Below are 24,985 nucleotides of genomic sequence, written 5' to 3'. Positions count from 1 at the left end.
AATTTATTTTGTGAAAAATTCTACTTTATCCAATCTTGAAAAACCTTTATCTCCATAAGGAGTTCTGTACATTTTTACAGATCTGAAAGGTGCTTTTGATGAAGCAGTAGTTTTATTAAACATATCTTCCTCAAAACCTTTCATATAATTTTTTATTTCTTCTTTTGAATATTCTTTTCCATCAATAAAAAACTTACCATCCACCAAAGGCATTACCATGTTATTGGTTTTTATTGCTGTATTGTTACTATAATCTTTTGCAGGAGGTACCTCTTTATTTGTAACATAAGAAGCAATAATATCCGCTTTGAAAATAATCATATTAGCTCTTTCTATCTGAGATTGTTTCTCTACTTTAGCCTGAAGTTTTTTCGCATCTTCTCTCAGTTCATTAATTTCAGTTTGGGTTAAAGGTTCTTTATCATAATCTCTTTTATTAGAAGAAACTTTTACTTCTTCTACACTTACTTTTCCTATATTTTCCTTTTCACCGTTCTGTATTTTTCTTTCATTCTCAAGAGCCGTGTACTTTTGATTGATGTATTGCTCGTAATACCATTTCGGATTGATCTTTTTTACCAGTTGATGAAATTTCTCAGCTTTTTTTTCATTCATTTCTGATAAGTCATGTGCCTGAAAAACACCATATTGTTCTCTTTCTCCGAAAACCCAGTGATCTTTATCATTCATCAGGTGAGAGCTTGAACTAAATGCGACCTTATCTTTATTCTGAGTATAATATTTTTCAAAATTCTCTTTGTTTACCAGATCAGAATTGATGATATACAAAGCTTTTTCATCTGCATTTTTCAACTGTTCTTCAAAAGGAATATCGTTGGCTTTAGAATCATATTTTATTTTTTCGGCAGCGGGAGTATCCCAGACAACAGCAACAATTTTCCCGATAAACTGATCGTCTTTTTTTACATTTTTATTTTTTCCGCCAACATAAATAACCGGTAAACCTTTATCTAAAAAATTTTTATTAGTTGTAAAATAGTAGTTATTGTTATTTTCAAATTCATTTTTTTTCTGCAAAAAATCTTCCTGACTTATTTTCTTGCCATCAAAAATGAAAATATCATTGGTCTTATATCCAGTAATTTCATTGTCAGCTAAAGTATCTTTTGAATATAAACTCTCTTCCTTATTATTTATAAAATCAGCAATGGTTTCAATTTGCTCGTTCTGCTTTTCTATTTCCTTATTTTTAGCGTTTACCATATAGGCGAATGCAACAGAAAACATGATCGGTAGTGCAAAAAAACGTCTTGCATACGCATATTTTGTCTTTGGTTTTTGTATCATTTTGAGTCTTTTTTTAAGATTTGAATTAAGGAACGGGCTTGTTCCCGGCAATATATTCCCTGAAAAATGGCTCGCTAAAAGCATTTCAGCGAACGTCTTAGTATCCGATTTCTTTACCGCTTTATGATCAGCCAGATATTCATGTATTAAACTGATTTCTTTTTTAATAATATGAAAAACAGGATTAAACCAGAAAACTGACGAAATGATTTCAATAAAAATCTTATCATAAGAATGTTTTTGTTCAATGTGAACCATTTCATGTTTCAAAATCTGTTTTCCAAGATCAGATTGTATGATAATGCTGTCTTTCCAGAAAAGGTTTTTAAAGAAAGAAAAAGGCGCATCATGTAAATCGGTTTGATAAAAATTAATTCCATTAATTTTTTCCGGGGTAAATTTACTTTTCAGGCGGTTGATCTTCATAATTCCAAGAAGAATTTTAGTCATTAAAACAGCCGCAATGATGAAGATTAAAAATGGAATATAATCTAATAATTTACTTTCATCATCTGATTTTTTTATTTCTGTAAAGGTTTGAAACTTATTAAAAATTAAAAAAACTTTATCGTTTAGTTCAATTGTAAAATATTCAACTTTTAACAACGGTAAAATCAGGGAAACCACAACCAATAACAAAAGATAAAATCTGTTGTAATGATGAAAGGTCTTGTCTTTCAGGAAGAATAAGTAATAAGCATACATCACTCCGGAGCAGACAAGTACTTTAAGACAGTAGATTATGGTTTCCATGAGGTTGTTTTATTTTTTTGTTTTAATCTGAATTTCTCCAGTGTCTTTACCTGAGATTTTCGTTTTATTAATATTGATGGATTCAATATTTTTTGAAATTATATTTTGCATATCTTGTTTTGTACTCAGTTTACCGTCGATGAAAATCTTTAAGTCACTATCAGAATTAGCATCAATCATATCTTTCACATTCGTTTTGAAAGTAGTACCGTTGGAAAGTATTTTGCTATTTGGAGGAGTCGGAATCTCTGTATAGGTTGATGTTCCATAATATTTCATCTTTGGAGCATGTGCATCTACAGAAACGATCCAAGGATTTCCTTGTAATTCTCTTTGCTCTTTTCGGATTTCTCTAAGTTTTTTCTCCGCTTCAGCTCTTTCTTTATTTAATTTTTCAAGCTTTCTTTTTTCTTTTTTAGTAAGCTCTTTTTTAGAGAAATTACTCGTTCCGTTGTAGAAACTATATCCATTTCCTGAATATTGCTTTGCTATTTTCTTCAACTCTTCCGAATCCGAAAAAACATCTTTACCATTCAGATAAAACTTATTGATCTTGCCGTATTTTTCTTTAAACTCAGGAGATGCGAAATTATCTTTCAAAGCCTTAATTTTTTCTTCGCTCATCTTGAAATTTTCTTTGAATTCTTTAGAATCGAATACTTTTTCCAAATCAATATCTTCTCCGTTTACTTTAATTTTATAATTGTCTCCATCAGGGAAAACTCTTTTGAAGCTCATGTCTTTCAGAATAACTTTAGGATCTTTGCTTGCCAACATTTTGTCTCTGTTGCTCATCAATTCATCAAAATCAATTCTGAATTGCATATCTCTTTCAGCGATCTTATCCATTTCATTAGAAAGTTGATTCAGTTCCTTTGCTTTCAACTCAAATTCATAGCTTTTCTCACCTTTTTCTTTTGCAATTTTTTCGAGTTCGGCAGCTTTTTCTTTTGATTTTTCGCTTAATGTTTTTAGCTTTTCAGACTGAACTTTCAATTTTTCGTTGGCTTTCGAAATTTTTTCCTGTTGTAATTTTACAATCTGATCGGCTTTATTTTTCGGAGACAGCGTATCTGTTTTCATCTCTGCAACCGCTTTATCAATCTCAATATTGGTTTCTTTTATCTCTTTGTTTTTGGCATTTACCATATAAGCAAATGCAACGGTAAATAAAACCGGTAAGGCAAATATTCTTCGCGCATACCCGTATTTTGTCTGGGGTTTTTGTAACATTTTGAGTCTTTTTTTAAGGTTTGAACTTAGAAACGGACTGGTCGCAGGCAACTGGTTTCCGGAAAAGTGGCTTGCTAAAAGCATCTGCGCAAATGCTTTGGTGTCCGATTGTTTTACGGCTTTTTTATCAGCCAGATATTCGTGAATTAAATTGATTTCCTTTTTAATAATATGAAAGAACGGATTGAACCAGAAAACAGAAGTGATAATCTCAATAAATATCTTATCGAAAGAGTGTTTCTGTTCAATATGAACCATTTCATGCTTTAAAATCTGCTTTCCTACCTCCGAATTAATGACAATAGAGTTCTTCCAGAAAAGGTTTCTGAAATAGGAAAATGGTGCTTCAGAAAGATTGGTCTGGTAAAAATTTACCCCTTCAAAACTTTCTTTCTTAAACTGGCTTTTGAGTTGCTGGATTCTGAAAATCCCGTAGAGGAATTTCCCTAAAAAATAGAGAGAAACCAATCCCAAAGCTGAAAAAATAATTCTAAAATAAATGTGGTCATTATGTAAGTTTTTTTGTTCGTTAAAATTCTGCATCTTACTGATGAGTAAGTAAAGATTATTGCTTACTTCTATCGTAAAATCTTCTACTTTAATAAGAGGCAGCAAGATTGAGATCAACATGGCAGACAAAAGATAAAATCTGTTGTAATGGTGAAATGTCTTGTCTTTTAAAGACAACTGATAGTAGAGAAACATTACACCTGAACAAATGGTAACTTTTCCGAAGTAAAAAATAAGAGCTTCCATATATTAGTCTTTGTTTTTTAGTTCATTTAACAGCATTTCCAGATCTTCAACGGTCATTTCGTTTTTTTCTACCAAAAAAGAAACGGCACTTTTATAAGAACCTTTAAAATAATTTTTCACCAGACTCTTCATCGTTTTCCCGGAATATTGCTCTTTCGTTACCAAAGGAAAATACTCGTGCTGTCTTCCGTATACATTATAATCTACAAATTCTTTATCCTTAAGAACTTTCAAAATTGTAGAAACCGTATTGGTATGCGGTTTTGGTTCAGGATAGAGATCGAGAACATCTTTGAGGAAACCTTTTTCAAGTTTCCATAAAAACTGCATTACCTGTTCTTCTGCTTTTGTTAAGGTCTGTATGATCATAATGTTTAATTTAATTTTTAGTGTGATAAAGTTAATGAAAAATCATTATCACTAATAAATTAGTTATACAAATGTAGAATTATTTTCCATTCGGACAACTATTTTTCTAGTGATAAAATTCAAAAACAAATAAGTAATTGAAAATCAACAAATTAAAAAATATTAAAATATGTTAAATTTTTAACTGAGATAAAATATGTTGTAATTAATCATCAGAAAAATCCTAATTTTTAATATAAATTCTTAAAACTTGTTAATTTTTATTAAATAAAATTAAAATGAATATGTACAGAATGAGAAAATATATTTATTTTAGTGCTTTAAAAATTTCTAATGAAAAGATATACTCTACTTTCTGTTTTAATGCTGTTGATTTTTAATGTGACATCAGCGCAGACTTCTTCTGTTTTCGGATCGGTTACAGAAGCAAAAACAAAAATTGAAAACACTGTTCCTTTGGTTTTGGAACATTTGAAAAAAATAAGTGATGCACAAGGCGACGCAACCGTTCTTAGCAACGGCAAAACAGCTTTGAAAAAAGAATATGACGCTGTAGCTCTTGAATTTGATTTGTATAAGGGAAATATGGCGAGCTGTATCGTCAACAAATCAAAAACGGCTACGAAATGTATGAATTATCATACCCAGTATTTCAGAAACACTTTAGGAAACTACGATAACTTCATCAACTATATCACAAAGAAAAACGGATATTTAGGTGTAGAAGATGATAGTGTGAAGAAAGACTTCAAACCTACAGAAATTGCTACTAAAATCGATACCGATTTTGCAGCAGCATCAAAAGCAGTAAAAAGATTGAAAGGAAACAACAAATCTTCTTACTTTGAACAGGTAAAATCTGAAGATTATAAATTGGCTCCGTTCGAAACGTTGGCTAACAAATAATTTTTCTTAAATAATATCTAAAAGTCCCGCTTCTTCGAAGCGGGACTTTTTTATAACTTTTTGTATTCGTCACTGACTACTCTACCGTTGAAAGGTTCGCTCCAGGCTACAAAAACCCTTTCGTCTGCGGATCTTATAATTTCAGCCTGAATCACCTCATATTCTCCATTTTCAGTTTGTCTTTCGACAATCAGATCGACACCTTTTCCGACACCCTTATCTACTTCTACTTTGTATCTGCGATCATCCTGTATAAAATCTTCTTTTCTAAATGTAATATCTGCCATAATTATTATTTTAGAATCACCAGAGCAATTAATAAACCAAATCTTGTTATTAAAATAATATTTAGTTTAAAAAAATATCGTTTTAAACAATTTTAATTGTAAAAGTAATTTCACTTAAAAAATCCCAGAATTTCAGGCACAAAAAAGAAGAACCATTTCTGATTCTCCTGTTGGTAGCGGGGACACGACTCGAACGTGCGACCTCCGGGTTATGAGCCCGACGAGCTACCTACTGCTCTACCCCGCGGTATATTTTTAAACGCTTACCGAAAACGTTATGCTTAGTAGCGGGAACCGGACTCGAACCGATGACCTTCGGGTTATGAGCCCGACGAGCTACCTACTGCTCCATCCCGCGATATATCTTTATAGTGTTTATCGAAACACTTATTTAGTAGCGGGGACACGACTCGAACGTGCGACCTCCGGGTTATGAGCCCGACGAGCTACCTACTGCTCTACCCCGCGGTATATTTTTAAACGTTTACCGAAAACGTTATGCTTAGTAGCGGGAACCGGACTCGAACCGATGACCTTCGGGTTATGAGCCCGACGAGCTACCTACTGCTCCATCCCGCGATATTGGATTGCAAATATACGAATATATTTCAAAATCACAAGCAATCCTTTTAGATAAAGGCATATTCTTTGATTACACATAAATATTCGTACATTTGTTTATGGCAAAAATTCTGAAAATTTACCCCGAAAATCCTCAGGAAAACCTTATCAATGAGGTTATTAAAACCCTGAATAACGGCGGACTGATTATATATCCGTCTGATACTGTTTACGCTTTAGGCTGTAATATTTTTGATATTAAAGCCATGGAAAAGCTGGCTCAGATAAAAAAACAGAAGCTTGAGAAAGCAAAATTTTCAATTATCTGTAATGATTTAAGCCATCTTTCTGATTTTACAAGACCGATCGACACCTCTGTTTTCAGATTTCTGAAGAATCGTCTCCCGGGACCTTTTACATTTATTTTAGATGCTAATAAAAATTTACCTCTGGCTTATAAAAATCATAAGACTATTGGTATTCGTGTTCCCGATCATCCTATTCCGCAGTTGATTGTTGAAAAACTGGGACATCCTATTGCTTCAACTTCTATTAAAGATGATGACGAAATTATCGAATATTCTACCGATCCGGAACTTATTGCCGAGAAATATGACCATTTGGTTGATATTGTGATCGATTCAGGATATGGAGATAATGTAGCCTCAACTATTGTAGATTTGACTTCCGGTGAACCCGAAATTATCCGTCAGGGAAAAGGCGAAATTTAGATCAATTGTTGCAATGAGTCTGAACGGAAGATATTCTTTAGGCATTATCCTCACTTTCGTATTGCTTGCGGCATCCATGCTGTATTCAATACCTTTGATTAATTTATTTTTTGAATCTAAAGTTTTAACAGCAGAAATTTTCTTTTACAACAGACTTTCTCTGTGGCTGGTTTTAGTTTTAGTGCTCATTTATAATTTTTTTATCGAAAACAGGTCTTTTTTTGTTTGGGAAGACCGGAAATATTCGCTTGAATTTTACTTTGGAGCCATCGTTATATTATATTTAATTTGTGCATTTGGCGGAGCTTTCCTGAATGGAATCATTATGCTTATAACCAAAGAAAGTATCAGCGAAAGAATCGTGCAGCTAAGTTCTTTGTTTAAAAATAATTATTTCCTGATTATTTTTACTTCTCTTACCGCAGCAGTAATTGAGGAATTGTTGATGAGAGCATATATTCAGCCAAGAATTGAAAAAATATACAACAGCCCGATGTTGGGAGTGATTGTTTCTGCACTTTTATTCGGAATTTTGCACAGCACTTACGGAACGGTAGGTCAGGTAATCATACCTTTCTTTATTGGGATTGTATTTGCCATGTTTTATAAAATTTATTCTAATATCAAAATTCTGATCGCCTGTCATTTTATGTTTGATTTTATTTCCCTGATGATTATGAATTTCGTTGATATTAAACATTTAACTTTACTTAATCTATGAAAATTATAACCTCTCCTGCTAAATTAATGAATGTAGAAAATTCAACAGAATTCTTAAGAAGCTCTACCCCCAAATTCATTAATGAAGCTGAATTAATTCAATCTCATTTAAAGCATAAGTCTCCAAAATATCTTTCCGATTTGATGGAAATTTCGTCAAAACTGGCTGATGAAAACTGGGAAAGAAATCAAAAATGGAAAGCTAAACCCACAGCAAAAGAGTCCGCTCCCGCAATGTTTGCTTTCACAGGCGAAGTTTATCGTGGTCTTGAAGCAAAAACTTTAGATAAAAATGCGGTAGATTATCTTCAGAAAAACTACAGAATTCTTTCCGGTTTGTACGGTTTGCTGAAACCTTCCGATAAAGTAATGCTCTATCGTCTGGAAATGGGCAGAAATTTTGAGTTTGAAAACAATAAAAATCTGTACGATTTCTGGACCGAAAAAATAACGGAACAGTTGAATTCCGAAATGAAGAAAAATGAAATTCTTCTCAATCTTGCCAGCAATGAATATGTAAAAGTTGTAGACCGGAAAAAGCTTAATCATCAGGTTATCGATTTTGATTTTTATGAAATGAAAGAAGGTAAACTGAAAACAATTGTAGTTTATACGAAACACGCAAGAGGTTTAGTTGTAAGATTTTGTGCACAAAATAATGCAAAAACATTAAACGATGTAAAAGCTTTTAATTATGAAGGCTACCGAATTGATGAGGAAAAATCTACCAACACTAAACTCGTTTTTACAAGATAATGACGTTATCCCAATTTAAAAAGCATTTTTCAGATTCACTTTTAGAAATTTATACAAATTCTGAAAGTGGCTTTATATTTCAGATTTTTGCTGAACATATTTTAGGCTTAAATAACTTTCAGCAAAGACAATCTGCAGATTTGGAATTGTCTGATGAGAATATAAATAAATTCCAGCAGATCATTTCAGAATTAAAAACCGGAAAGCCCTATTTACAGATTTTAGGTGAAACCGAATTTTACGGAATGAGAATCTTTCTCGACGAAAATGTATTAATCCCACGTCCTGAAACAGAGGAACTGCTTGAATTTGCCATCCAAAAAATTTCAAATCTCAAATTTCAAATCTCAAATCTCAAAATTCTCGACATCGGTACCGGAAGCGGAATTATTCCTTTAGTTTTAAAAAAACATTTTACTGAAGCTGAAGTGAGTTCCATTGATTTTTCAGAAAAAGCTTTGGGGACGGCTAAAAAAAATGCAGATTTTCATCAATTGGAAATCAATTTCATTCATGCTGATTATCTGAGTTTAGATTTACACCAAAAATTTGACGTAATCATTTCAAATCCGCCTTATATCGGGATTGATGAAGCAAACGACATTGCAGATTCAGTGAAAGAATTTGAGCCAAAAATGGCGCTCTTTTCTCCCACTTCTGATGCATTGATATTTTACCGTAAAATTGCCGAAGATTCTAAAAAATATTTGAATAAAAACGGATTGTTGTTTTTAGAAATCAATCAGAAATTAGGAGAAGAAACTTTGGAACTGTATCAGGATTTTTCACATAGTGAACTGATAAAAGATTTGAGTGGAAATGACCGTTTTATTTTTGGAATTAAATAATATTACGTTCAAAAATTCATGTAAAGTTAATCGTAATCAAATTTCGTTTTATTTTTATATTCTTAATTTTATCACACCAAACAAAAATTATTTTTATGAAAAATTCAATGAAAAGCGCTCTGCTTGCTTGCGGAGTTTTATGTACGATTTTCAGCTGCAGTACTGATGCGACAACTCTTACGGATTCTGAAATGAATCTTGCCAATAAGAGTGAGAAAAGTAAGAAACAACAGACTTATCAGCTAAAAGTAGGCACTACTCAAAACGGAGTAAACTACATGAACGGAACTTATGACATGGGCGGAATTTATGCAACCGACGTCAATACAGGTGATGTTTATGACGGATATATCACTTATGTTGGTGGTTTTGCAAAATTACCCGGATATTTTAACGATCTTCCTGCAGGAACTTATGAAATATCGGCGTATCAGGGACAAGGAGGTTGGGTTGGTTATGGATCTACTACAATAACCTTGACACCATCTTCAGTTGGACAAGACGGTTACGTGAATGTTTATATCCCAATTGCCTGGGCCGAATAGTAAATCAAAAATAATAAAAAAGACTGTTTTCATTAGAGAACAGTCTTTTTTTCCAGATGATTTGAAAGAATTTAGTTAATTCTTTTTCTTACAAATATTTCATATCCTAGATAAATAAGCGGTAGAGACATGATTCCTATAAATAATGAATTTGATATTGCGCTTTGAGGCTGAAGAATGATCGCATAACATAAACCAAAAAAAGCGCCTCCCAAATGAGCTGCATGTCCTAAGTTGTCCCATTGTTTCGGGTTGAGCATCATATACACAGAATAACTGAAATACAACAAACCAAATATAAAACCCGGAATAGGAATTGGAATAAAAAAGAAGTAAATTCCAATATTTGGTGACATCGCTATCGCTGCAAATAATATTCCTGAAACACCTCCACTCGCTCCAATTGCCGAATACCACGGTTGTTTTTGATAGATAAATAAAGAAAAAATATTTCCTAACAGAATAGATCCAAAATAAATAACAAGAAATCCTATATTCCCAAACCCTTCTAAAATGATAGGTCCGAAGAAATATAATGTCATCATATTAAACAATAAATGCATCATATCTGCGTGCAGAAATCCGGCAGAAATAATCCTTACATATTCTTTTCTATGCTGAATTGCGCCAACATTAAACTTATACTTTTCAAATATCTCCTGATTATTAAAAGCAATAAAACTTATAATTGCTGTAATTGCAATAACTATAATGATGATACTCATATTTTCTAATTTTCACTTTCATCACTCTGGAACAAATCTCCAATAGTTCCTCCTTCATCGTCTGCTGAATTTGAAAAATCGGGTTCTTCGTAAATTTCAAGTTCTTCTTCTTCCGGTTCCGGAATGGTGATGTTGATATTTTTTACTTTAAACTTTGTAAACTGATTTCCGATGGCTTTTATTCCTTTTACAGCAATAAACTCATCGATATTAACAGACTCCGGATCACGCTCTTTTCCTTTATCTTTTGCAAAAATAATTTCTGCTGTTGCATTATTCGAGGCAATAATCCTTTCAATAAACGATTTCGGATGTTCTGAAGGCATGAAGGTCTGAACATTTATAGTATTCTCCAATAAAAATCTCTTGATGAAATACATATCCTTTTCTCCATCGTAATAAATACATGTAACAGGTTGATTGGGTCGCCATTTTTCCAGAACAATGTAATCGTCATCAAAACGGTTTCCAAGGTCGAAACTCACCAATTTTGCTTCGCCTTGTGCATTAATGGTCAGAATTTTGTCGTCTCCTTTAAAATTCCCCAACAAAGTTCCTCTTACATCGGCATTTAATCTTCTTACCGTTTCATCAAACCAGATTTTTCTTGGGGCTAAAGTAGAAACGCCTTCTTCTTTTAGATCAACTTTCTTTACGGAATATTTAGTTACCAGATTTCCTTTCGAATCTCTGCCTTTAATCGCCAATTCAGAAAAATCGATCTCCATTTTATTCTTTCTGATTCTCGGATTGGGTTTTAATAAAACCGTTACAACTTCTGCCTCACCATTCGGATTGGCTGAGAAATAAAGCATTTCTGAGCCTTTTTTATCGGAAGCTAAAGGATAATCTGTATTTCTTGTAACCCCTGTCACCGAAAAACGTTTCATATAATAAGGTCCGTCTCTTCCTTCACGGTAGATCATGTTGTAAACGGTACGTTTATCGTTCTTTTTCCAGATGGCTACATGCAGAATATCTTTTCCGATGAACGTTTTGGCTTCCACTTTAACGACTTTCATGCTTCCGTCTTTTCTGAACGTGATGATGTCGTCGATGTCTGAACAATCAAACAAATACTGATCTTTTTTTAAAGAAGTTCCGATGAAGCCTTCTTCGAAATTTGCATAGAATTTTTCGTTGGCAACGGCAACTTTTGTTGCATCAATGGTATCGAAAATTCTTAATTCTGTTTTTCTTTCTTTGTCTTTTCCGTACTTTTTCTGAATATTCTGGTAATATTCAATCGCATAGGCAATAAGATTGGCCAAATGGAATCTTACCTGTTCAATTTTACCCTCTAATGAAGCGATATTTTCTTTAAATTTATCTAAATCGAATCTTGAAATTCTTTTAATTCTGATTTCTGTTAATCTTAAAATATCTTCTTCGGTTACTTCCCTTAAAAGATGCGCAGTGTGAGGTTTTAAACCTTTGTCAATCGTTTTCAGAACTTCTTCCCAGCTTTTTACCTCTTCAATATCGTGGTAAATTCTGTTTTCGATAAAAATTCTTTCCAAAGAAGAAAAATGCCAGTTTTCCTGTAATTCATGAAGTTCGATCTCCAATTCTTTTTTCAATAAAGAAACGGTGTGATCGGTATTCATTTTCAGAATCTCAGAAACATTCAGGAACATCGGTTTATCACCAACAATCACACAAGCATTCGGAGAAATTGTAACCTGACAGTCGGTAAACGCATACAACGCATCAATTGTTTTGTCCGGCGAAACTTCATTGTGAAGATAAATCAGGATTTCTACTTTATCTGAAGTATTGTCTTCAATTTTTTTGATCTTAATCTTCCCTTTTTCATTGGCTTTCAAGATAGAATCAATGAGATCGCTGGTTGTCTTTGAAAAAGGAAGCTCAGAAATCATCAAAGTATGCTTGTCGACCTGAGAAATTTTTGCTCTCGCTCTTACTTTTCCACCTCTTGCACCGTCGTTGTATTCTGAAACATCAAGAAATCCTGCCGTTAAAAAATCCGGGAATATTTCAAACTTTTTACCTTTCAGATAAGCGACTGATGCATTAATCAGTTCATTAAAATTATGCGGAAGAATTTTTGTGGAAAGCCCGACCCCGATTCCTTCAACACCTTGAGCTAAAAGCAAGGAGAATTTTACCGGTAAATCTATTGGCTCATTATTTCTGCCATCATAAGATTTAGACCATTCTGTAGTTTTAGGATTGAAAACCACTTCCAAAGCAAAAGGTGTTAATCTCGCTTCAATATATCTCGCTGCAGCGGCAGAATCTCCTGTATAAATATTTCCCCAGTTTCCCTGAGTATCGATAAGCAATTCTCTCTGCCCGATTCCTACCATTGCATCAGTGATTGATGCATCACCATGAGGGTGATATTTCATCGTGTTACCTACAATATTTGCCACTTTATTGTAACGCCCATCTTCTAATTCACGCATAGAATGCATAATCCTACGCTGAACCGGTTTGAAACCATCATAAACAGACGGAATGGCTCTATCTAAAATTACATAAGATGCATAATCCAGAAACCAGTCTTTGTACAGCCCTGAAACTTTTTTTAAGCTTTCGCCTTCGTGCGAGTTTTCTTCTATCATTATTATTCTTGAGGTCTTTTCTCTGTATTAGCTTTTACTACTTTGTTGAGTGATAATTTTAAATCGTTGGCTTCTTTTCTTGTAAGATAAGAAGTATCGTACTTTAAAATAGTTGAACCCATATTTTTACTTGAAATGGTAATATATAATCTTTTAAAAAATAGAATACTTACCATCTCGAATTTGATCAGTTTATACTTGGGGAATTCATCGCTTAATGCCCTGTTAAGAAACGGAATAATATTCTTATTTCTAAAATGCAATGCTTCACCATCGCTGTCGTACTCGAAAATCTGCCTTCCGTTTACATGAAAAATTATCAGTACTAATAAAGGAACAATAATTAAAAATATACTTTTCTGTCCCAGAATATTAAATCGCATTTCATCAAAAATAAAACCTATAATTCCTGCTGAAAGCATCATCAATAAAAAAGTATTGAAAAAATTATAAATGGGAGCTTTTTTTCTGTTACTTAATCTCATCTTTAAATTTGTGCTGTGTTTATGGTTGTGTTTTTATTATTTTCTAAGATTCAACTTCATCTAAAATTTCTTTCTTATTAATATCAGGATCTTCTACTACAAGGTTTTCGAGGATAAAAACCTGTCGGTCGGGTGTATTTTTCCCCATGTAGAATTCCAGAAGCTGTTCGATGGTCTGGTCTTTTCCAAGAACAACAGGTTCAAGTCGGATATCTTTTCCTATAAAGTGCTTAAATTCATCAGGAGAAATTTCACCTAATCCTTTAAATCGGGTGATTTCAGGATTTTTACCTAATTCATTTAAAGCTTTCACCCTTTCTTGCTCAGAATAACAATATCTCGTTTCTTTTTTATTTCTAACTCTGAATAACGGAGTCTGAAGAATAAATAAATGTCCGTTTTTAATCACATCCGGGAAAAACTGAAGGAAGAACGTAATCATCAAAAGTCTGATGTGCATTCCGTCGACATCGGCATCGGTTGCAATAATCACCTGATTGTATCGTAGATCTTCAAGACTTTCTTCAATATTTAAAGCAGCCTGAAGTAAGTTGAATTCCTCATTTTCGTAAACCACTTTTTTGGTTAAACCATAGCAGTTCAAAGGCTTACCTTTTAAAGAAAATACAGCCTGAGTTTCAACATCCCTCGATTTTGTAATCGAACCTGATGCAGAATCTCCTTCGGTAATAAAAATCTGAGTTTCAGCTTTTCTTTCAGCCTTTTGGTCGTTGTAATGCTGTCTGCAGTCACGAAGTTTTTTGTTGTGAAGCGAAACTTTCTTCGCTCTTTCTCTCGCCAGTTTCTGAATTCCGGAAAGTTCTTTTCTTTCTCTCTCGGAAATTAAAATTTTTCTCTGAATCGCTTCTGCAATCTCAGGATTTTTATGAAGGAAGTTATCTAATTTACTTTTTAAGAAATCAATGATAAACGTACGAACCGTCGGTCCGTTTGGTCCCATATCATTCGAGCCTAATTTGGTTTTCGTCTGAGATTCGAAAACCGGCTCTTCAACATTGATTGAAATTGCTGCAACAATCGATTTTCTTACATCAGATGCATCGAAGTTTTTATTGAAAAACTCACGTATAGTTTTCACATAAGCTTCTCTGAAAGCATTTAAATGCGTTCCGCCCTGCGTTGTATTTTGTCCATTTACGAATGAAAAATAAGTTTCCGTCTGCGATTTATCGGTATGGGTAATCGCCACTTCAATGTCATTATCTTTTAAATGAACAATCGGATAAAGTACATCACTTTCCAGTTCTTCTTCCAACAAATCTTTCAGTCCGTTTTCAGAATAGAAAGTTTCGCCGTTGAAAATAATCTTTAATCCAGGATTCAGATATGCATAATTGCGGAGCATTCTTTCGATATACTCTTTTCTGAATTTATAATGCAGGAAAATTTCAGAATCGGGCGTAAATAAAATTTCGGTTCCGTTTCGGTCAGAAGTTTCCTTCTCTTCGTGCTCTTCGGTAATAATTCCACGAGAAAACTCGGCAACTTTCATTTTTCCTTCACGGAAAGAACGCACACGGAAATAATCTGAAAGTGCATTTACGGCTTTTGTACCAACCCCATTCAGTCCGACCGATTTTTTGAAGGCTTTGCTGTCATATTTACCTCCGGTATTCATTTTCGAAACTGCATCAACGACTTTCCCTAAAGGAATTCCACGACCAAAGTCACGAATCATGACTTTTCCGTCATCCACTTTTATTTCAATTCTTTTACCGGATTTCATTCTGAATTCATCAATCGAGTTATCCAGAATTTCTTTCAGTAAAATATAAATACCGTCATCAGCAGACGATCCGTCGCCAAGCTTCCCGATGTACATACCGGGACGCAAACGGATATGTTCCTGCCAATCTAGGGTTCTGATATTATCTTCGGAATAGATAGGTTGTATTTCTTGTGACATATATTATTTCAGCAAACATACAAAAGTATGAAAATGAACAAAAATATCCGAATTTTTTAATTTGTATTTATACACATTTTAGTTAAATTTTAATAATATCAATATAGATTTATCACTCTTTAAACCTCAATATTTGAAAATTTGCCTTAATTTAGATTCATAAAGAATTTAAATGATACAACTTCCTTACTCGAAACTTACCAATGTTGGCACAACTATATTTACCCAAATGTCTCAACTTGCCAACCAACATCAGGCAATTAATCTTTCACAAGGCTTTCCAGATTTTGGAACTGATCCTGAACTTCTGAGTTTTGCGGATGATTTTATTAAAAAAGGATTCAATCAATATGCTCCTCTAGGCGGAATCATAGATTTAAAAGAAGAAATTGCAAGAAAAATCGAAAACAGTCACAGCGCAATTTATCACCCAGATTCTGAAATTACGATAACCGCAGGCGGAACTCAGGCAATTTTTACGGCAATTGCAACATTTGTTCAGAAAGATGATGAAGTGATTATTTTTGAGCCTGCTTACGATTGCTACGAACCGACTGTTGAACTTTTTGGCGGAATTGTAAAACGCTTCCAGATGAAAGCTCCTGATTATGAAATCGATTGGAATGTGGTAAGAAATTTAATTTCAGAAAAAACAAAAATGCTCATTCTGAATAATCCTAACAACCCTTCCGGAAAGATTTTGAAGGAAAACGATATTCAGGAATTAATCAAAATTGTAAAGGATACCAATATTTTAATTTTAAGTGATGAAGTTTACGAGAATATTGTCTTTGACGGAAACCAGCATTTAAGCATCTGCAAATATCCTGAATTAAAGGAAAGAAGTCTTTTAGTGGCATCTTTCGGAAAACTATTTCACATCACAGGCTGGAAAATAGGATATTGTGCAGCTCCAAAAGCTTTGACAGATGAATTCAGAAAAGTACACCAGTTTAATGTTTTTTGTGTGAATACTCCGCTACAGATGGCTTTGGCAGAATACATGAAAAATGATGAGCATTATAATCAACTCAACCAGTTTTTTCAGGAAAAAAGAGATTTTCTGAGACAAGGTTTAGCGCAGACTTCATTTGAGCTTCTCGATTGCGAAGGAACGTATTTTCAGGCAGTAAAATATGATAAAATTTCAGATAAAAATGATTTTGATTTTGCAACATATCTAACAATCAATCATAAAGTTGCGAGTATTCCGTTTTCTGCTTTTTATAAAGATAAACTGAATGAAAATGTGATCAGATTATGTTTTGCGAAGAAGAATGAGACTTTGGAAAGGGCGATTGAGAATTTGGCAAAGCTTTAAGGTAATTTTTCTTTTGTCTTAAAACAAAAGAAACAAAAATTCAAGACTGGAACTGTCGGCTAAAAATAAATTTTATTTTCTAACAATTCTAAACTTGCGCGATTCTCAATATTTTTATTTTCGAATTTTCGTCGCGCTTCGAACATAAGAATTTTCTTAACGTTCATAAATTTTATTTTCTTAACGCCTCCATTTCCTAAGTCATTTTTCAATACAACACAGAAAATTCGGTAAAATAGAATCGTTTACAAATTAAATTGGTAAAGGTTGCGCTCCTCCAGAGCGCCCTTTCGCATATATTTTTTTTCTACACACATCTTACTCCTCTGGAGCAACTTTTATTTCTCAATTTATTTTTCGAGTATTACTGCGAAACTTAATAGGGTTTAAATAAAATCTCTCACAGATTTAGTTGATGACACAGATGAAAAAATCTGCTAAATCTGCGAGAGAAATAAGTTATCTTAGAAAAACATTCCGCCGGAAACTTCAATCCTTTGCGCCGTAATCCAACCCGCATCATCAGTACATAAAAACGCAACCACTCCACCAATATCATCCGGTAAACCTGCTCTTCCCAAAGCAGTGTTGTTGGCGACCATTGCATTTACATTTTCATCATCCCTTGTTCTTCCTCCACCAAAATCAGTTTCAATTGCTCCCGGAGCAACAGCATTTACCTTAATTTTTCTTGCGCCCAATTCTTTCGCCATATATTTACTCAGCTGGTCGATAGCTGCTTTCATTGAACCGTAAACTGACGAACCCGGCATTGCAAATCTCGCCAAACCTGAAGAAAGATTAATAATTCCGCCATTATCATTCATAAATGGCAAGAATTTCTGAGTCAGGAAGAAAACTCCTTTGAAATGAATATTGACCATATCATCCAATTGCTCTTCTGTAACATCTGCTATGGCTGCATACAGGGCTGTTCCTGCATTATTGATCAGGAAGTCGATGTTTCTGCTTCCTGTATTTTCTTCTAAATGATCGCCAACTTTTTTCACAAACTCATCAAAGGATTTCACATCTTTCGTATTCAACTGATAAGCAATTGCTTTTCTTCCTAAAGCCTGAATTTCAGCTACGGTTTTATCTGCTTCTTCTTTGTTGGAATTATACGTTATGATGACATCTAATCCTTTTTCTGCAATTTTCAACGCAGAGTTTTTCCCTAAACCTCTGCTTCCACCCGTAACAAGGGCAATTTTTGTTCTGTTTTCCATAATTGATTTTTTGATGATACAAAGTTCAGTCAATTTCATACCAATTGAGTTACCCGAATCAATCTGAAATTTGCAAAATTCAAATCAAGACCGAAATTCCATTGGTGTGAATGAAGTTTTGCGCTTAAAGAAATTAGAGAAATGGGCTATCTCTTCAAAACCTAAAGCGTAGGAAATTTCAGAGACATTCCAGTTCGTTTGCTTTAAAAGAATTTTCGCTTCCTGAACAATTCGGTCTGCAATAAACTCGGTGGTGGTTTTACCTGTGTTTTCTTTTACGTTTTTATTTAAATAATTAACGTGAATCGACAATCGTTCGGCAAAATCATTGGCAACTTTCAGCTGAATTCTTTGATTCGGAGATTCAACAGGGAACTGTCTTTCTAATAACTCGATAAACAATGAAACCACTCTTAATGAAGCATTATGAGTATTTTGAAATTTTTCTGCGGGCTGTAATTTTTGTCCGTAATGAATTAATTCTGAAACATAATTTCTAATTAGGTCATATTTAAATTCATAATCAGAATCGATTTCTTTTTTAATTTTTATAAAAAGCAGATCAATTTCATCTGCTAATTTATCATCGATTTCAAAAATCGGAATCGTACCCGGTTGAAATAGGGGTAAATCTTCAAGAATATTATGTGATGAGTTTTTCGTGAAAAAATCTGTTGTAAAAACACAGAAATTCCCGGACTGATTTTCATCTTCAGGAACATAATGATACGGAACTTTCGGGGTTGCAAACAATAATGCATTCTTTTTTATAGAAATAATCTTATCTGCATATTCTGCTCTGTTCTTGCCACGAATTAAGCTTATTTTATAATACTTCCTTCTGTTGTAAGGCATTTCACAGGTTTTCTTCACCGTCGCAATTGTCTGCGCAATATCAAAAACATTGAAATGGCCAATGTCTTTGTGAAGACCTTTTGGAAAGATACTTTCCATATCTTTTCCCAATCTTTGAGTCATTTCAAGATAAAAATCTTCCAAAGAAGCGTGAGCGAGTTTTTCCATAATGCGGAATTTGTATAATTCAAATATAGGAATTTATCAACTGTCTTTTAAATAATGTATCCACCACCAATTTCTAAAATCCATTTCCCATCTTTATATTCCGCAGAATAATCTGTCATACTGCTGGTTCCCCACACCTTTATATAAAAAATATTTGGATTGTTTTTATTTTTCCTGATTTTATCAATTGAGTGTCTCGAGACATCAGTAATTTTCACATAATTTGTATTTAATTTCAAATCTTCCGGAACAAACAGAACATGGTATTTAGGACTTATCTGATGAAAGTAATCGCAGTCACTGATAAAAACTTCAAAATAGTAGTTGTTGTTGCGAAGATTTTCAGATCCGTAATCGGGCAACAACATTTCGTAAAGCTGGGTAAACTTATTGTTTTCAGATTTAAACATCGGATTCAAATCATTAAAATCATCCATTCCATCGCCATCAGTATCTTTATTATTAGGATTTAAACCAAAACTCTTTTCAAAAATATCATTATAACCGTCACGATCAGAATCCTTTGTTAAATTTTCCAATTTTATTTTAAATAATTTTCCGTCTTCAATTGCTGAGTAATCATCATAACCCGGTAAACCTGCCACTTTAACAATTTTCACAAAACTTCCTTCAAGTTCTAGAAAGCCTTTATTGATAATTGGCTTTTTCTGAATTTCATTAAAATAATAATGGCTGAAACTCAATCCTAAAAAATAAGCATTTGTTTTATTATTTTCAATCTTCAACAGCCAATATCCCAGATTATTTCTACCTAAACAATATTGAGTAGTTCCCACCAGTTGTTTATTAGAGCATGAAAACTGATCATCAAATTTCTCATTAAAATCTTTATATTCTTCTTTTTTCTTTTCCCATTTAATTTCTTCTAATTTTTCATCTTCAAAATAATTACGCTCAATACTGTCTTGCCTAAATGATCTGAATTTTTTTAAGCTTATCACTTCAAGATAATCCGGTTTATTTTCAAGAATTTGCTGAGCTGTAAATGGTTTTTCTTCCTCATAAACAGTCTTATCTTCTTTTTCAATAAAACAATTTTCTTCGGAAGTTTTTGAACATGAAAAAATCAGAAACAATAAAAATAAATATTTCATAAAAGCTTTTTTCTAAGATAATAAAAAAACGCTCCCAAATTCATGGAAGCGCATTTAAAATACTATATAACTAACTTTTAATATTTTTAAACATTAAATCTGAAGTGCATCACATCGCCGTCCTGAACGATATATTCTTTTCCTTCAACAGAAAGCTTTCCGGCTTCTTTAACTTTTGATTCCGAACCATACGTCACATAATCATTATATTTGATCACTTCTGCACGGATGAAACCTTTCTCAAAATCGGTGTGAATTACACCTGCAGCTTGAGGAGCAGTCCAACCTTGTCCGATTGTCCAGGCTCTTACTTCTTTTACACCTGCTGTAAAGTAGGTCTGAAGCTTTAATAAATCATAAGCTTTTCTGATCAAACGGTTTACTCCAGGTTCTGTAAGACCTAATTCTTCAAGGAAAATCTCTCTTTCTTCAAAAGTTTCAAGCTCATTAATATCAGCTTCAATCTGAGCTGCCAAAACAACAATTTCAGCACCTTCACCTTTCGCCATTTCTTCAATCTTTGCAATCCATTCGTTTCCGTTTTTAATTGAATTTTCATCCACATTACAAACGTAAAGAACCGGTTTATTGGTCAACAACTGAACTTCTCCGATAATTGATTTCGTTAAATCATTTACGGCAAATTCTCTTGCATTTCTACCATCTTCAAGGTGTTTCTGAAGACCCTGAAGCGTTTCATAGGTCAAAATATCTTCTTTCTTACCAGACTTAATGAACTTTTTAGCTTTTTCAACAGCTTTTCCAACTGTTTCCAAATCTTTCAACTGAAGCTCGATATCGATAATATCTTTATCTCTCAAAGGATCTACTGAACCTTCAACGTGGATAATATTTCCGTTTTCAAAACATCTTAAAACATGAATAATCGCTTCACACTCACGAATATTTGCCAAGAATTGATTCCCTAAACCTTCTCCTTTACTTGCTCCTTTTACAAGACCTGCAATATCTACAATCTCTACAACAGCAGGCAAAACTCTTTCAGGATTTACCAGTTTTTCAAGCTCGAATAATCTCTGATCCGGCACAGAAACCGTACCTAAGTTCGGTTCAATAGTACAGAAAGGATAATTCGCCGACTGTGCTTTAGCATTGCTCAAGCAGTTAAAAAGAGTTGATTTACCTACATTCGGTAAGCCTACGATTCCACATTTCATATTGTAAAATTCAAAGTTTAAGGTTTAAAGTGTGAGGTTGTTTTACCTTTCACTTTCAGCGTGCAAATATAGGTATTTTACGGCGTATTTCATAATAAAAAATCCGCCAATGATTTGACGGATTTTCAGAAATAATTTTTAATGAATCTGTGTTTATGGGTTTGCTCCTGTTGCATTTTGTGCAAGTTCGGCATCATCCGGTGCACTTTCAAGCGTTCTATCAAGGGTGAACAGAGACTCATCACTCGCTCGGTCTCCGCCTGCAATTTTAAGCTTATCGATAAGATCCATGGCAAAAGTTTCTTCCTCAATCTGTTCTTTTACGAACCACTGAAGGAAATTCCATGATGCCCAGTCTTTTTCTTCCAGCGCTATATCAACCAGTTTGTAGATCGCTGTTGTATTTTCTACTTCATGTTTAAAAACAAGATCAAAACATTCCGTAAGACTTTGGGGTTCATCGTTTGGCGCAGGAAGTGCCGTAATGGTTGGCTTTCCGCCTCTGTTCAGTACGTATTGCATAAATTTCACCGCATGATCTCTTTCTTCCTGAGCATGTCTGAAAAGAAAGTTTGAAATTCCGTTGTACCCTTTATCAGCTGCCCAAATTCCATAAGAGAAATATGTTCTGGATTGAAGGTCTTCTGTATTCATCTGATCGCTCAAGGCTTTTTCAAGTCTCGGTGAAAGTCTGTTGGTATTCATAATTGTATATTTTAGTGTGATTATGATTAAGGATACAAAAATGATTCCGTGTAAAGTTTTTTTATAATTTTTTAAAAATTAATTATTACAACTATTTGCAAGACAGTATTTTAATACAATAATTTATAGTTAGTCTAAAATAAAAAAGCCAAAACCTCTTCGGAATTGACTTTTATTTTTATAAAAAATAATGACTTTTAGATTTCAAAAATCAAATTATTGCTTGGTCAGTTTAGCCAAATAAGAATCTTCATCCTGAATCACTTTTTCTATTTTAAAGCCGTTATTTTCAGCAGCATTTTTTAAAGTATTAAAATCAAGATACAGCCACTTGATTGGGTCTTCGGATTCACCTTTATAATGCACGATATAATCCAATTCGCCATAATATCCTTCTGCAGGAATGTACACTCCGCCATCTTCATCGGTGTCGAACATATACAAAATATCCGTGCTGTCAATTAAGACTTGTCCGTTTTTATTTAATAATGAATGAAGTTTCTTCAAATAAATATCGATGACTTTCAGGCTTTGAAAAATTCCGGTCCCGTTCATTAATAGAAGAATTGTATCGAAAGTTTCTCCGGAAAATTCAAGCATATTATGGGCAACAGCTTTTTGAATTCCTCTTAGTTTACAAACCTCAATTGACTTAGGCGAAATATCTAAAGCGGTCACATCTAAATTTCTTTCATTCTGAAGATACAACGAATGAGAACCCGCTCCTGCACCAATATCCAAAACTCTTCCCGAAGCTAATTTCAAAGCTTTCTTTTCAATTTTATTCATCCCTTCAAAATCTCTGAAAAGATAATCTACAGGAAGTTCATCCAGCTCGGAAATAGAAGTTTCAGTCTGCAAATCTTCAGGATTTTCTTTGTGAAAATAATCCCAGATGGCGCGTCCCATTAAGTCTTTCATAGTGGTAATTGTGGGTGCAAAGATAAGTGTTTCCAAAGATTATAAACTCTTGTTGTATAAAGTGATATTGTAAAGTTTAAAATAATTAAATTTATTGTATCTAAATTATCACTGATGAAATATTTGTATCTACTTATCATTGCTTTTTTAATCTGTGGATGTACTAAAGAAAATCCCATGTTTGATAAAATTACTTACAAAACGACAAGCTGCTTTGGAACTTGTCCAACTTATTACCTTGAAATTAATAGTGATAAAACTTTCAAATTATTTGCTGAACAAATTTATAAAGACGATTTTTCAATTTATGGTTATGAATTAGATTCTTCAAAGATGGGATATTTTAAGGGAAAATTAGATAATGTCACTTTTAAGAATTTAAATCAAAAAATACAAAAACATCAAACCCTAAGTACAAATACTACCGTGATGGAATGATTACAGATACACCAACAATTACCTTAGTCATGCAAAGAGGAGGCGATAAAACCTGTTATCAAACACGCAATCCAACAGATGATTTTCAAATTCATGTAATTGATTTCTTCAATAAAATATGTTCCGGCAAAGTTGAGAAAGGCGAAAAATTTATGACAGATTACAAATTTGATTGTTTTTGATTACACCCCTCTCAATTAACATCATAAACATTTTCTATTTTTCTAATTACAACCTTTATAGAATATTTCCCTAACTTGTCTCTTCAAAACAGTAGAACAACCTAATGACAAATAAAGATTTTAATTTTCATCAAGGCTTTACTTTCAGCAAACATATTCCCGAAGAGATTTCGCATTTTGACAGGGTTTTCGATGTTTTCAAAGATCTTTTAACGCATACTTCAGGAGATATTGAGGAAGCTTTTGAGTGGCTCGATATGCTCGACAAAGAATACGATATTTTCAGTGATGAATATACACTTGAAGATTTTGAAGAAGACCTGAAAAAACGAGGATATATTAAAGAAGAGGATCCTGAAGACGGAAATTCAGGAACCGGAAAAGGCAAAAATATTCTCACTGCAAAACTGGAAGCAGCGCTTCGTGAATATGCTTTAGACCAAATCTTCGGAAAGTTGAAAAAAAGCGGAATCGGAAATCACAGAACTTCAAAAACCGGAATCGGAGACGAGCGTGATGGCGAAAACCGAAACTTTCAATACGGCGATGATTTATCAACGGTAAACATGACCGAAAGTCTGAAAAATGCCCAGATTAACAACGGAATTTCTGATCTCAGAATGACCGAAGATGACCTCATCGTAGAAGAAACCAAACATAAAGCTCAGATGAGTACGGTTTTAATGATCGACATCAGCCACTCGATGATTTTGTATGGCGAAGACCGAATTACTCCTGCCAAAAAAGTAGCAATGGCTTTGGTGGAATTAATTAAGCGAAAATATCCGAAAGATTCTATCGACATTATTGTTTTCGGAAATGAAGCGTGGCCGATAAAAATTAAAGATTTGCCTTATCTGCAAGTCGGACCTTATCACACCAATACCGTTGCAGGACTTGAGCTTGCGATGGATATTCTCCGCAGAAAAAGAAATACCAACAAGCAGATTTTCATGATTACCGACGGAAAACCAAGCTGCCTGAAGCTTCCCAACGGTGAATACTACATGAACAGTGTTGGTTTGGATGAAAGAATTGTTTCGGAATGCCTTAACAGAGCAGCACAGGCGAGAAAACTAAAAATTCCGATTACGACCTTTATGATTGCACAAGACCCATATTTACGTCAATTTGTGAATGCATTTACCGCTCAAAACAAAGGAAAAGCTTTCTTAACCGGACTTTCAGGTTTGGGACAGATGATTTTTGAAGATTACGAGAAAAATAGGATTAAAAGGATTTGAGAAGAGCCAAGGAAAAAGTTAAAAGAAACAAGTGAGCCGAGTTAATATTGCCTTTGCTGAGTGAAATCGAAGATTCGACGTAGTCAAACGCCTTTGCGAACGAAAAAATATGCATAAAGTATTTCAAAAAA

At 33.6% G+C, this 24,985-nt stretch carries 24 protein-coding genes and 4 tRNA genes; 10 read left to right on the top strand and 18 right to left on the bottom strand.

Going from position 1 to position 24,985, the window contains the following annotated elements:
- Positions 1–3 precede the first annotated feature (3 nt).
- The 3 genes from BM371_RS02980 to BM371_RS02970 are packed head-to-tail and all read right to left on the bottom strand — an operon-like array spanning position 4 to position 4,419.
- Complete coding sequence (locus tag BM371_RS02980) at positions 4–2,061, bottom strand: M56 family metallopeptidase (RefSeq protein ID WP_081874542.1); 2,058 nt, start codon at positions 2,059–2,061, stop codon at positions 4–6.
- Between the two features lie 9 nt (positions 2,062–2,070).
- Positions 2,071–4,050, bottom strand: a complete 1,980-nt coding sequence (locus tag BM371_RS02975) for a M56 family metallopeptidase (RefSeq protein ID WP_034675659.1) — start codon at positions 4,048–4,050, stop codon at positions 2,071–2,073.
- A 3-nt stretch (positions 4,051–4,053) separates the two neighbouring features.
- Positions 4,054–4,419, bottom strand: a complete 366-nt coding sequence (locus BM371_RS02970; RefSeq protein WP_034675657.1) for a BlaI/MecI/CopY family transcriptional regulator — start codon at positions 4,417–4,419, stop codon at positions 4,054–4,056.
- A gap of 333 nt (positions 4,420–4,752) precedes the next feature.
- Between BM371_RS02970 and BM371_RS02965 the strand changes: the two genes are divergently transcribed.
- Entirely contained in the window at positions 4,753–5,325 is a 573-nt protein-coding gene (locus BM371_RS02965) for a hypothetical protein (RefSeq protein WP_034675654.1), read from the top strand.
- 50 nt (positions 5,326–5,375) lie between these two features.
- Here BM371_RS02965 and BM371_RS02960 read toward each other — a convergent pair whose 3' ends face one another.
- The 5 genes from BM371_RS02960 to BM371_RS02940 all read right to left on the bottom strand — a co-directional run bounded on the left by BM371_RS02960 (position 5,376) and on the right by BM371_RS02940 (position 6,191).
- The gene (locus tag BM371_RS02960) at positions 5,376–5,612 is read right to left on the bottom strand and encodes a hypothetical protein (RefSeq protein WP_034675651.1); all 237 of its coding nucleotides are present in this window, start codon (positions 5,610–5,612) and stop codon (positions 5,376–5,378) included.
- A gap of 171 nt (positions 5,613–5,783) precedes the next feature.
- A tRNA-Met gene (locus BM371_RS02955) sits at positions 5,784–5,859 on the bottom strand.
- A 38-nt stretch (positions 5,860–5,897) separates the two neighbouring features.
- Positions 5,898–5,970, bottom strand: a tRNA-Met gene (locus tag BM371_RS02950).
- A 37-nt stretch (positions 5,971–6,007) separates the two neighbouring features.
- Positions 6,008–6,080, bottom strand: a tRNA-Met gene (locus BM371_RS02945).
- A 38-nt stretch (positions 6,081–6,118) separates the two neighbouring features.
- Positions 6,119–6,191 (bottom strand) — tRNA-Met (locus BM371_RS02940).
- Between the two features lie 101 nt (positions 6,192–6,292).
- Between BM371_RS02940 and BM371_RS02935 the strand changes: the two genes are divergently transcribed.
- From BM371_RS02935 to BM371_RS02915, 5 genes are all read left to right on the top strand, one after another.
- On the top strand, positions 6,293–6,904 hold the full coding sequence (locus BM371_RS02935) for an L-threonylcarbamoyladenylate synthase (RefSeq protein ID WP_034675650.1): 612 nt from the start codon (positions 6,293–6,295) through the stop codon (positions 6,902–6,904).
- A gap of 13 nt (positions 6,905–6,917) precedes the next feature.
- Positions 6,918–7,625, top strand: a complete 708-nt coding sequence (locus BM371_RS02930) for a CPBP family intramembrane glutamic endopeptidase (protein ID WP_034675648.1) — start codon at positions 6,918–6,920, stop codon at positions 7,623–7,625.
- Complete coding sequence (gene yaaA / locus BM371_RS02925; protein WP_034675646.1) at positions 7,622–8,380, top strand: peroxide stress protein YaaA; 759 nt, start codon at positions 7,622–7,624, stop codon at positions 8,378–8,380. Before BM371_RS02930 ends, yaaA begins: the two co-directional genes overlap by 4 nt.
- A complete protein-coding gene (gene prmC / locus BM371_RS02920; protein WP_034675644.1) occupies positions 8,380–9,228 on the top strand; it encodes a peptide chain release factor N(5)-glutamine methyltransferase in 849 nt (282 codons plus the stop codon). The genes yaaA and prmC overlap by 1 nt, the downstream gene beginning before the upstream one ends.
- A gap of 95 nt (positions 9,229–9,323) precedes the next feature.
- Positions 9,324–9,773 carry a hypothetical protein gene (locus tag BM371_RS02915; RefSeq protein WP_034675642.1) on the top strand — a complete coding sequence of 150 codons (450 nt, stop codon included), beginning with the start codon at positions 9,324–9,326 and terminating at the stop codon, positions 9,771–9,773.
- Between the two features lie 71 nt (positions 9,774–9,844).
- Here BM371_RS02915 and BM371_RS02910 read toward each other — a convergent pair whose 3' ends face one another.
- Genes BM371_RS02910 through BM371_RS02895 form a run of 4 tightly spaced genes read right to left on the bottom strand, consistent with a single transcriptional unit; the run spans position 9,845 to position 15,498 of the window.
- On the bottom strand, positions 9,845–10,498 hold the full coding sequence (locus BM371_RS02910; RefSeq protein WP_034675640.1) for a rhomboid family intramembrane serine protease: 654 nt from the start codon (positions 10,496–10,498) through the stop codon (positions 9,845–9,847).
- 5 nt (positions 10,499–10,503) lie between these two features.
- Positions 10,504–13,086 (bottom strand): DNA gyrase/topoisomerase IV subunit A, encoded by a 2,583-nt coding sequence (locus BM371_RS02905; RefSeq protein ID WP_394334183.1) that lies wholly within the window; start codon positions 13,084–13,086, stop codon positions 10,504–10,506.
- Positions 13,087–13,088: 2 nt separating this feature from the next.
- Complete coding sequence (locus tag BM371_RS02900; protein ID WP_034675638.1) at positions 13,089–13,571, bottom strand: hypothetical protein; 483 nt, start codon at positions 13,569–13,571, stop codon at positions 13,089–13,091.
- A 43-nt stretch (positions 13,572–13,614) separates the two neighbouring features.
- Entirely contained in the window at positions 13,615–15,498 is a 1,884-nt protein-coding gene (locus BM371_RS02895) for a DNA topoisomerase IV subunit B (protein ID WP_034675636.1), read from the bottom strand.
- A gap of 172 nt (positions 15,499–15,670) precedes the next feature.
- Between BM371_RS02895 and BM371_RS02890 the strand changes: the two genes are divergently transcribed.
- Positions 15,671–16,819, top strand: coding sequence for a methionine aminotransferase (locus BM371_RS02890; RefSeq protein ID WP_034675633.1), 1,149 nt, complete (start codon positions 15,671–15,673; stop codon positions 16,817–16,819).
- A 464-nt stretch (positions 16,820–17,283) separates the two neighbouring features.
- Here BM371_RS02890 and BM371_RS02885 read toward each other — a convergent pair whose 3' ends face one another.
- The 6 genes from BM371_RS02885 to BM371_RS02860 form a co-directional block, all read right to left on the bottom strand.
- Positions 17,284–18,048 (bottom strand): SDR family NAD(P)-dependent oxidoreductase, encoded by a 765-nt coding sequence (locus BM371_RS02885; protein WP_034677292.1) that lies wholly within the window; start codon positions 18,046–18,048, stop codon positions 17,284–17,286.
- Between the two features lie 84 nt (positions 18,049–18,132).
- Positions 18,133–19,071 carry a helix-turn-helix domain-containing protein gene (locus BM371_RS02880; protein ID WP_034675630.1) on the bottom strand — a complete coding sequence of 313 codons (939 nt, stop codon included), beginning with the start codon at positions 19,069–19,071 and terminating at the stop codon, positions 18,133–18,135.
- A 47-nt stretch (positions 19,072–19,118) separates the two neighbouring features.
- Entirely contained in the window at positions 19,119–20,186 is a 1,068-nt protein-coding gene (locus BM371_RS02875; RefSeq protein WP_034675627.1) for a hypothetical protein, read from the bottom strand.
- Between the two features lie 86 nt (positions 20,187–20,272).
- Positions 20,273–21,364 (bottom strand): redox-regulated ATPase YchF, encoded by a 1,092-nt coding sequence (gene ychF, locus BM371_RS02870; RefSeq protein ID WP_034675624.1) that lies wholly within the window; start codon positions 21,362–21,364, stop codon positions 20,273–20,275.
- A gap of 153 nt (positions 21,365–21,517) precedes the next feature.
- Positions 21,518–22,069 carry a ferritin gene (locus BM371_RS02865; RefSeq protein WP_034675622.1) on the bottom strand — a complete coding sequence of 184 codons (552 nt, stop codon included), beginning with the start codon at positions 22,067–22,069 and terminating at the stop codon, positions 21,518–21,520.
- A gap of 216 nt (positions 22,070–22,285) precedes the next feature.
- Positions 22,286–22,990, bottom strand: a complete 705-nt coding sequence (locus tag BM371_RS02860) for a class I SAM-dependent methyltransferase (RefSeq protein WP_034675619.1) — start codon at positions 22,988–22,990, stop codon at positions 22,286–22,288.
- Between the two features lie 114 nt (positions 22,991–23,104).
- Between BM371_RS02860 and BM371_RS02850 the strand changes: the two genes are divergently transcribed.
- The 3 genes from BM371_RS02850 to BM371_RS02845 all read left to right on the top strand — a co-directional run bounded on the left by BM371_RS02850 (position 23,105) and on the right by BM371_RS02845 (position 24,854).
- Positions 23,105–23,428, top strand: a complete 324-nt coding sequence (locus tag BM371_RS02850) for a DUF6438 domain-containing protein (protein WP_131430920.1) — start codon at positions 23,105–23,107, stop codon at positions 23,426–23,428.
- Positions 23,425–23,610: a hypothetical protein gene (locus BM371_RS20320; protein ID WP_131430918.1), complete on the top strand. Its 186-nt coding sequence runs from the start codon at positions 23,425–23,427 to the stop codon at positions 23,608–23,610. The genes BM371_RS02850 and BM371_RS20320 overlap by 4 nt, the downstream gene beginning before the upstream one ends.
- A gap of 104 nt (positions 23,611–23,714) precedes the next feature.
- On the top strand, positions 23,715–24,854 hold the full coding sequence (locus BM371_RS02845) for a vWA domain-containing protein (protein ID WP_034675611.1): 1,140 nt from the start codon (positions 23,715–23,717) through the stop codon (positions 24,852–24,854).
- Positions 24,855–24,985: the final 131 nt, after the last annotated feature.

The sequence above is a fragment of the Chryseobacterium formosense genome, assembly GCF_900116415.1.
Classification (GTDB): domain Bacteria; phylum Bacteroidota; class Bacteroidia; order Flavobacteriales; family Weeksellaceae; genus Chryseobacterium; species Chryseobacterium formosense.
The sequence above is the reverse complement of the archived record's forward strand: the minus strand, read 5'-3'. Positions and strand labels throughout refer to the sequence as shown.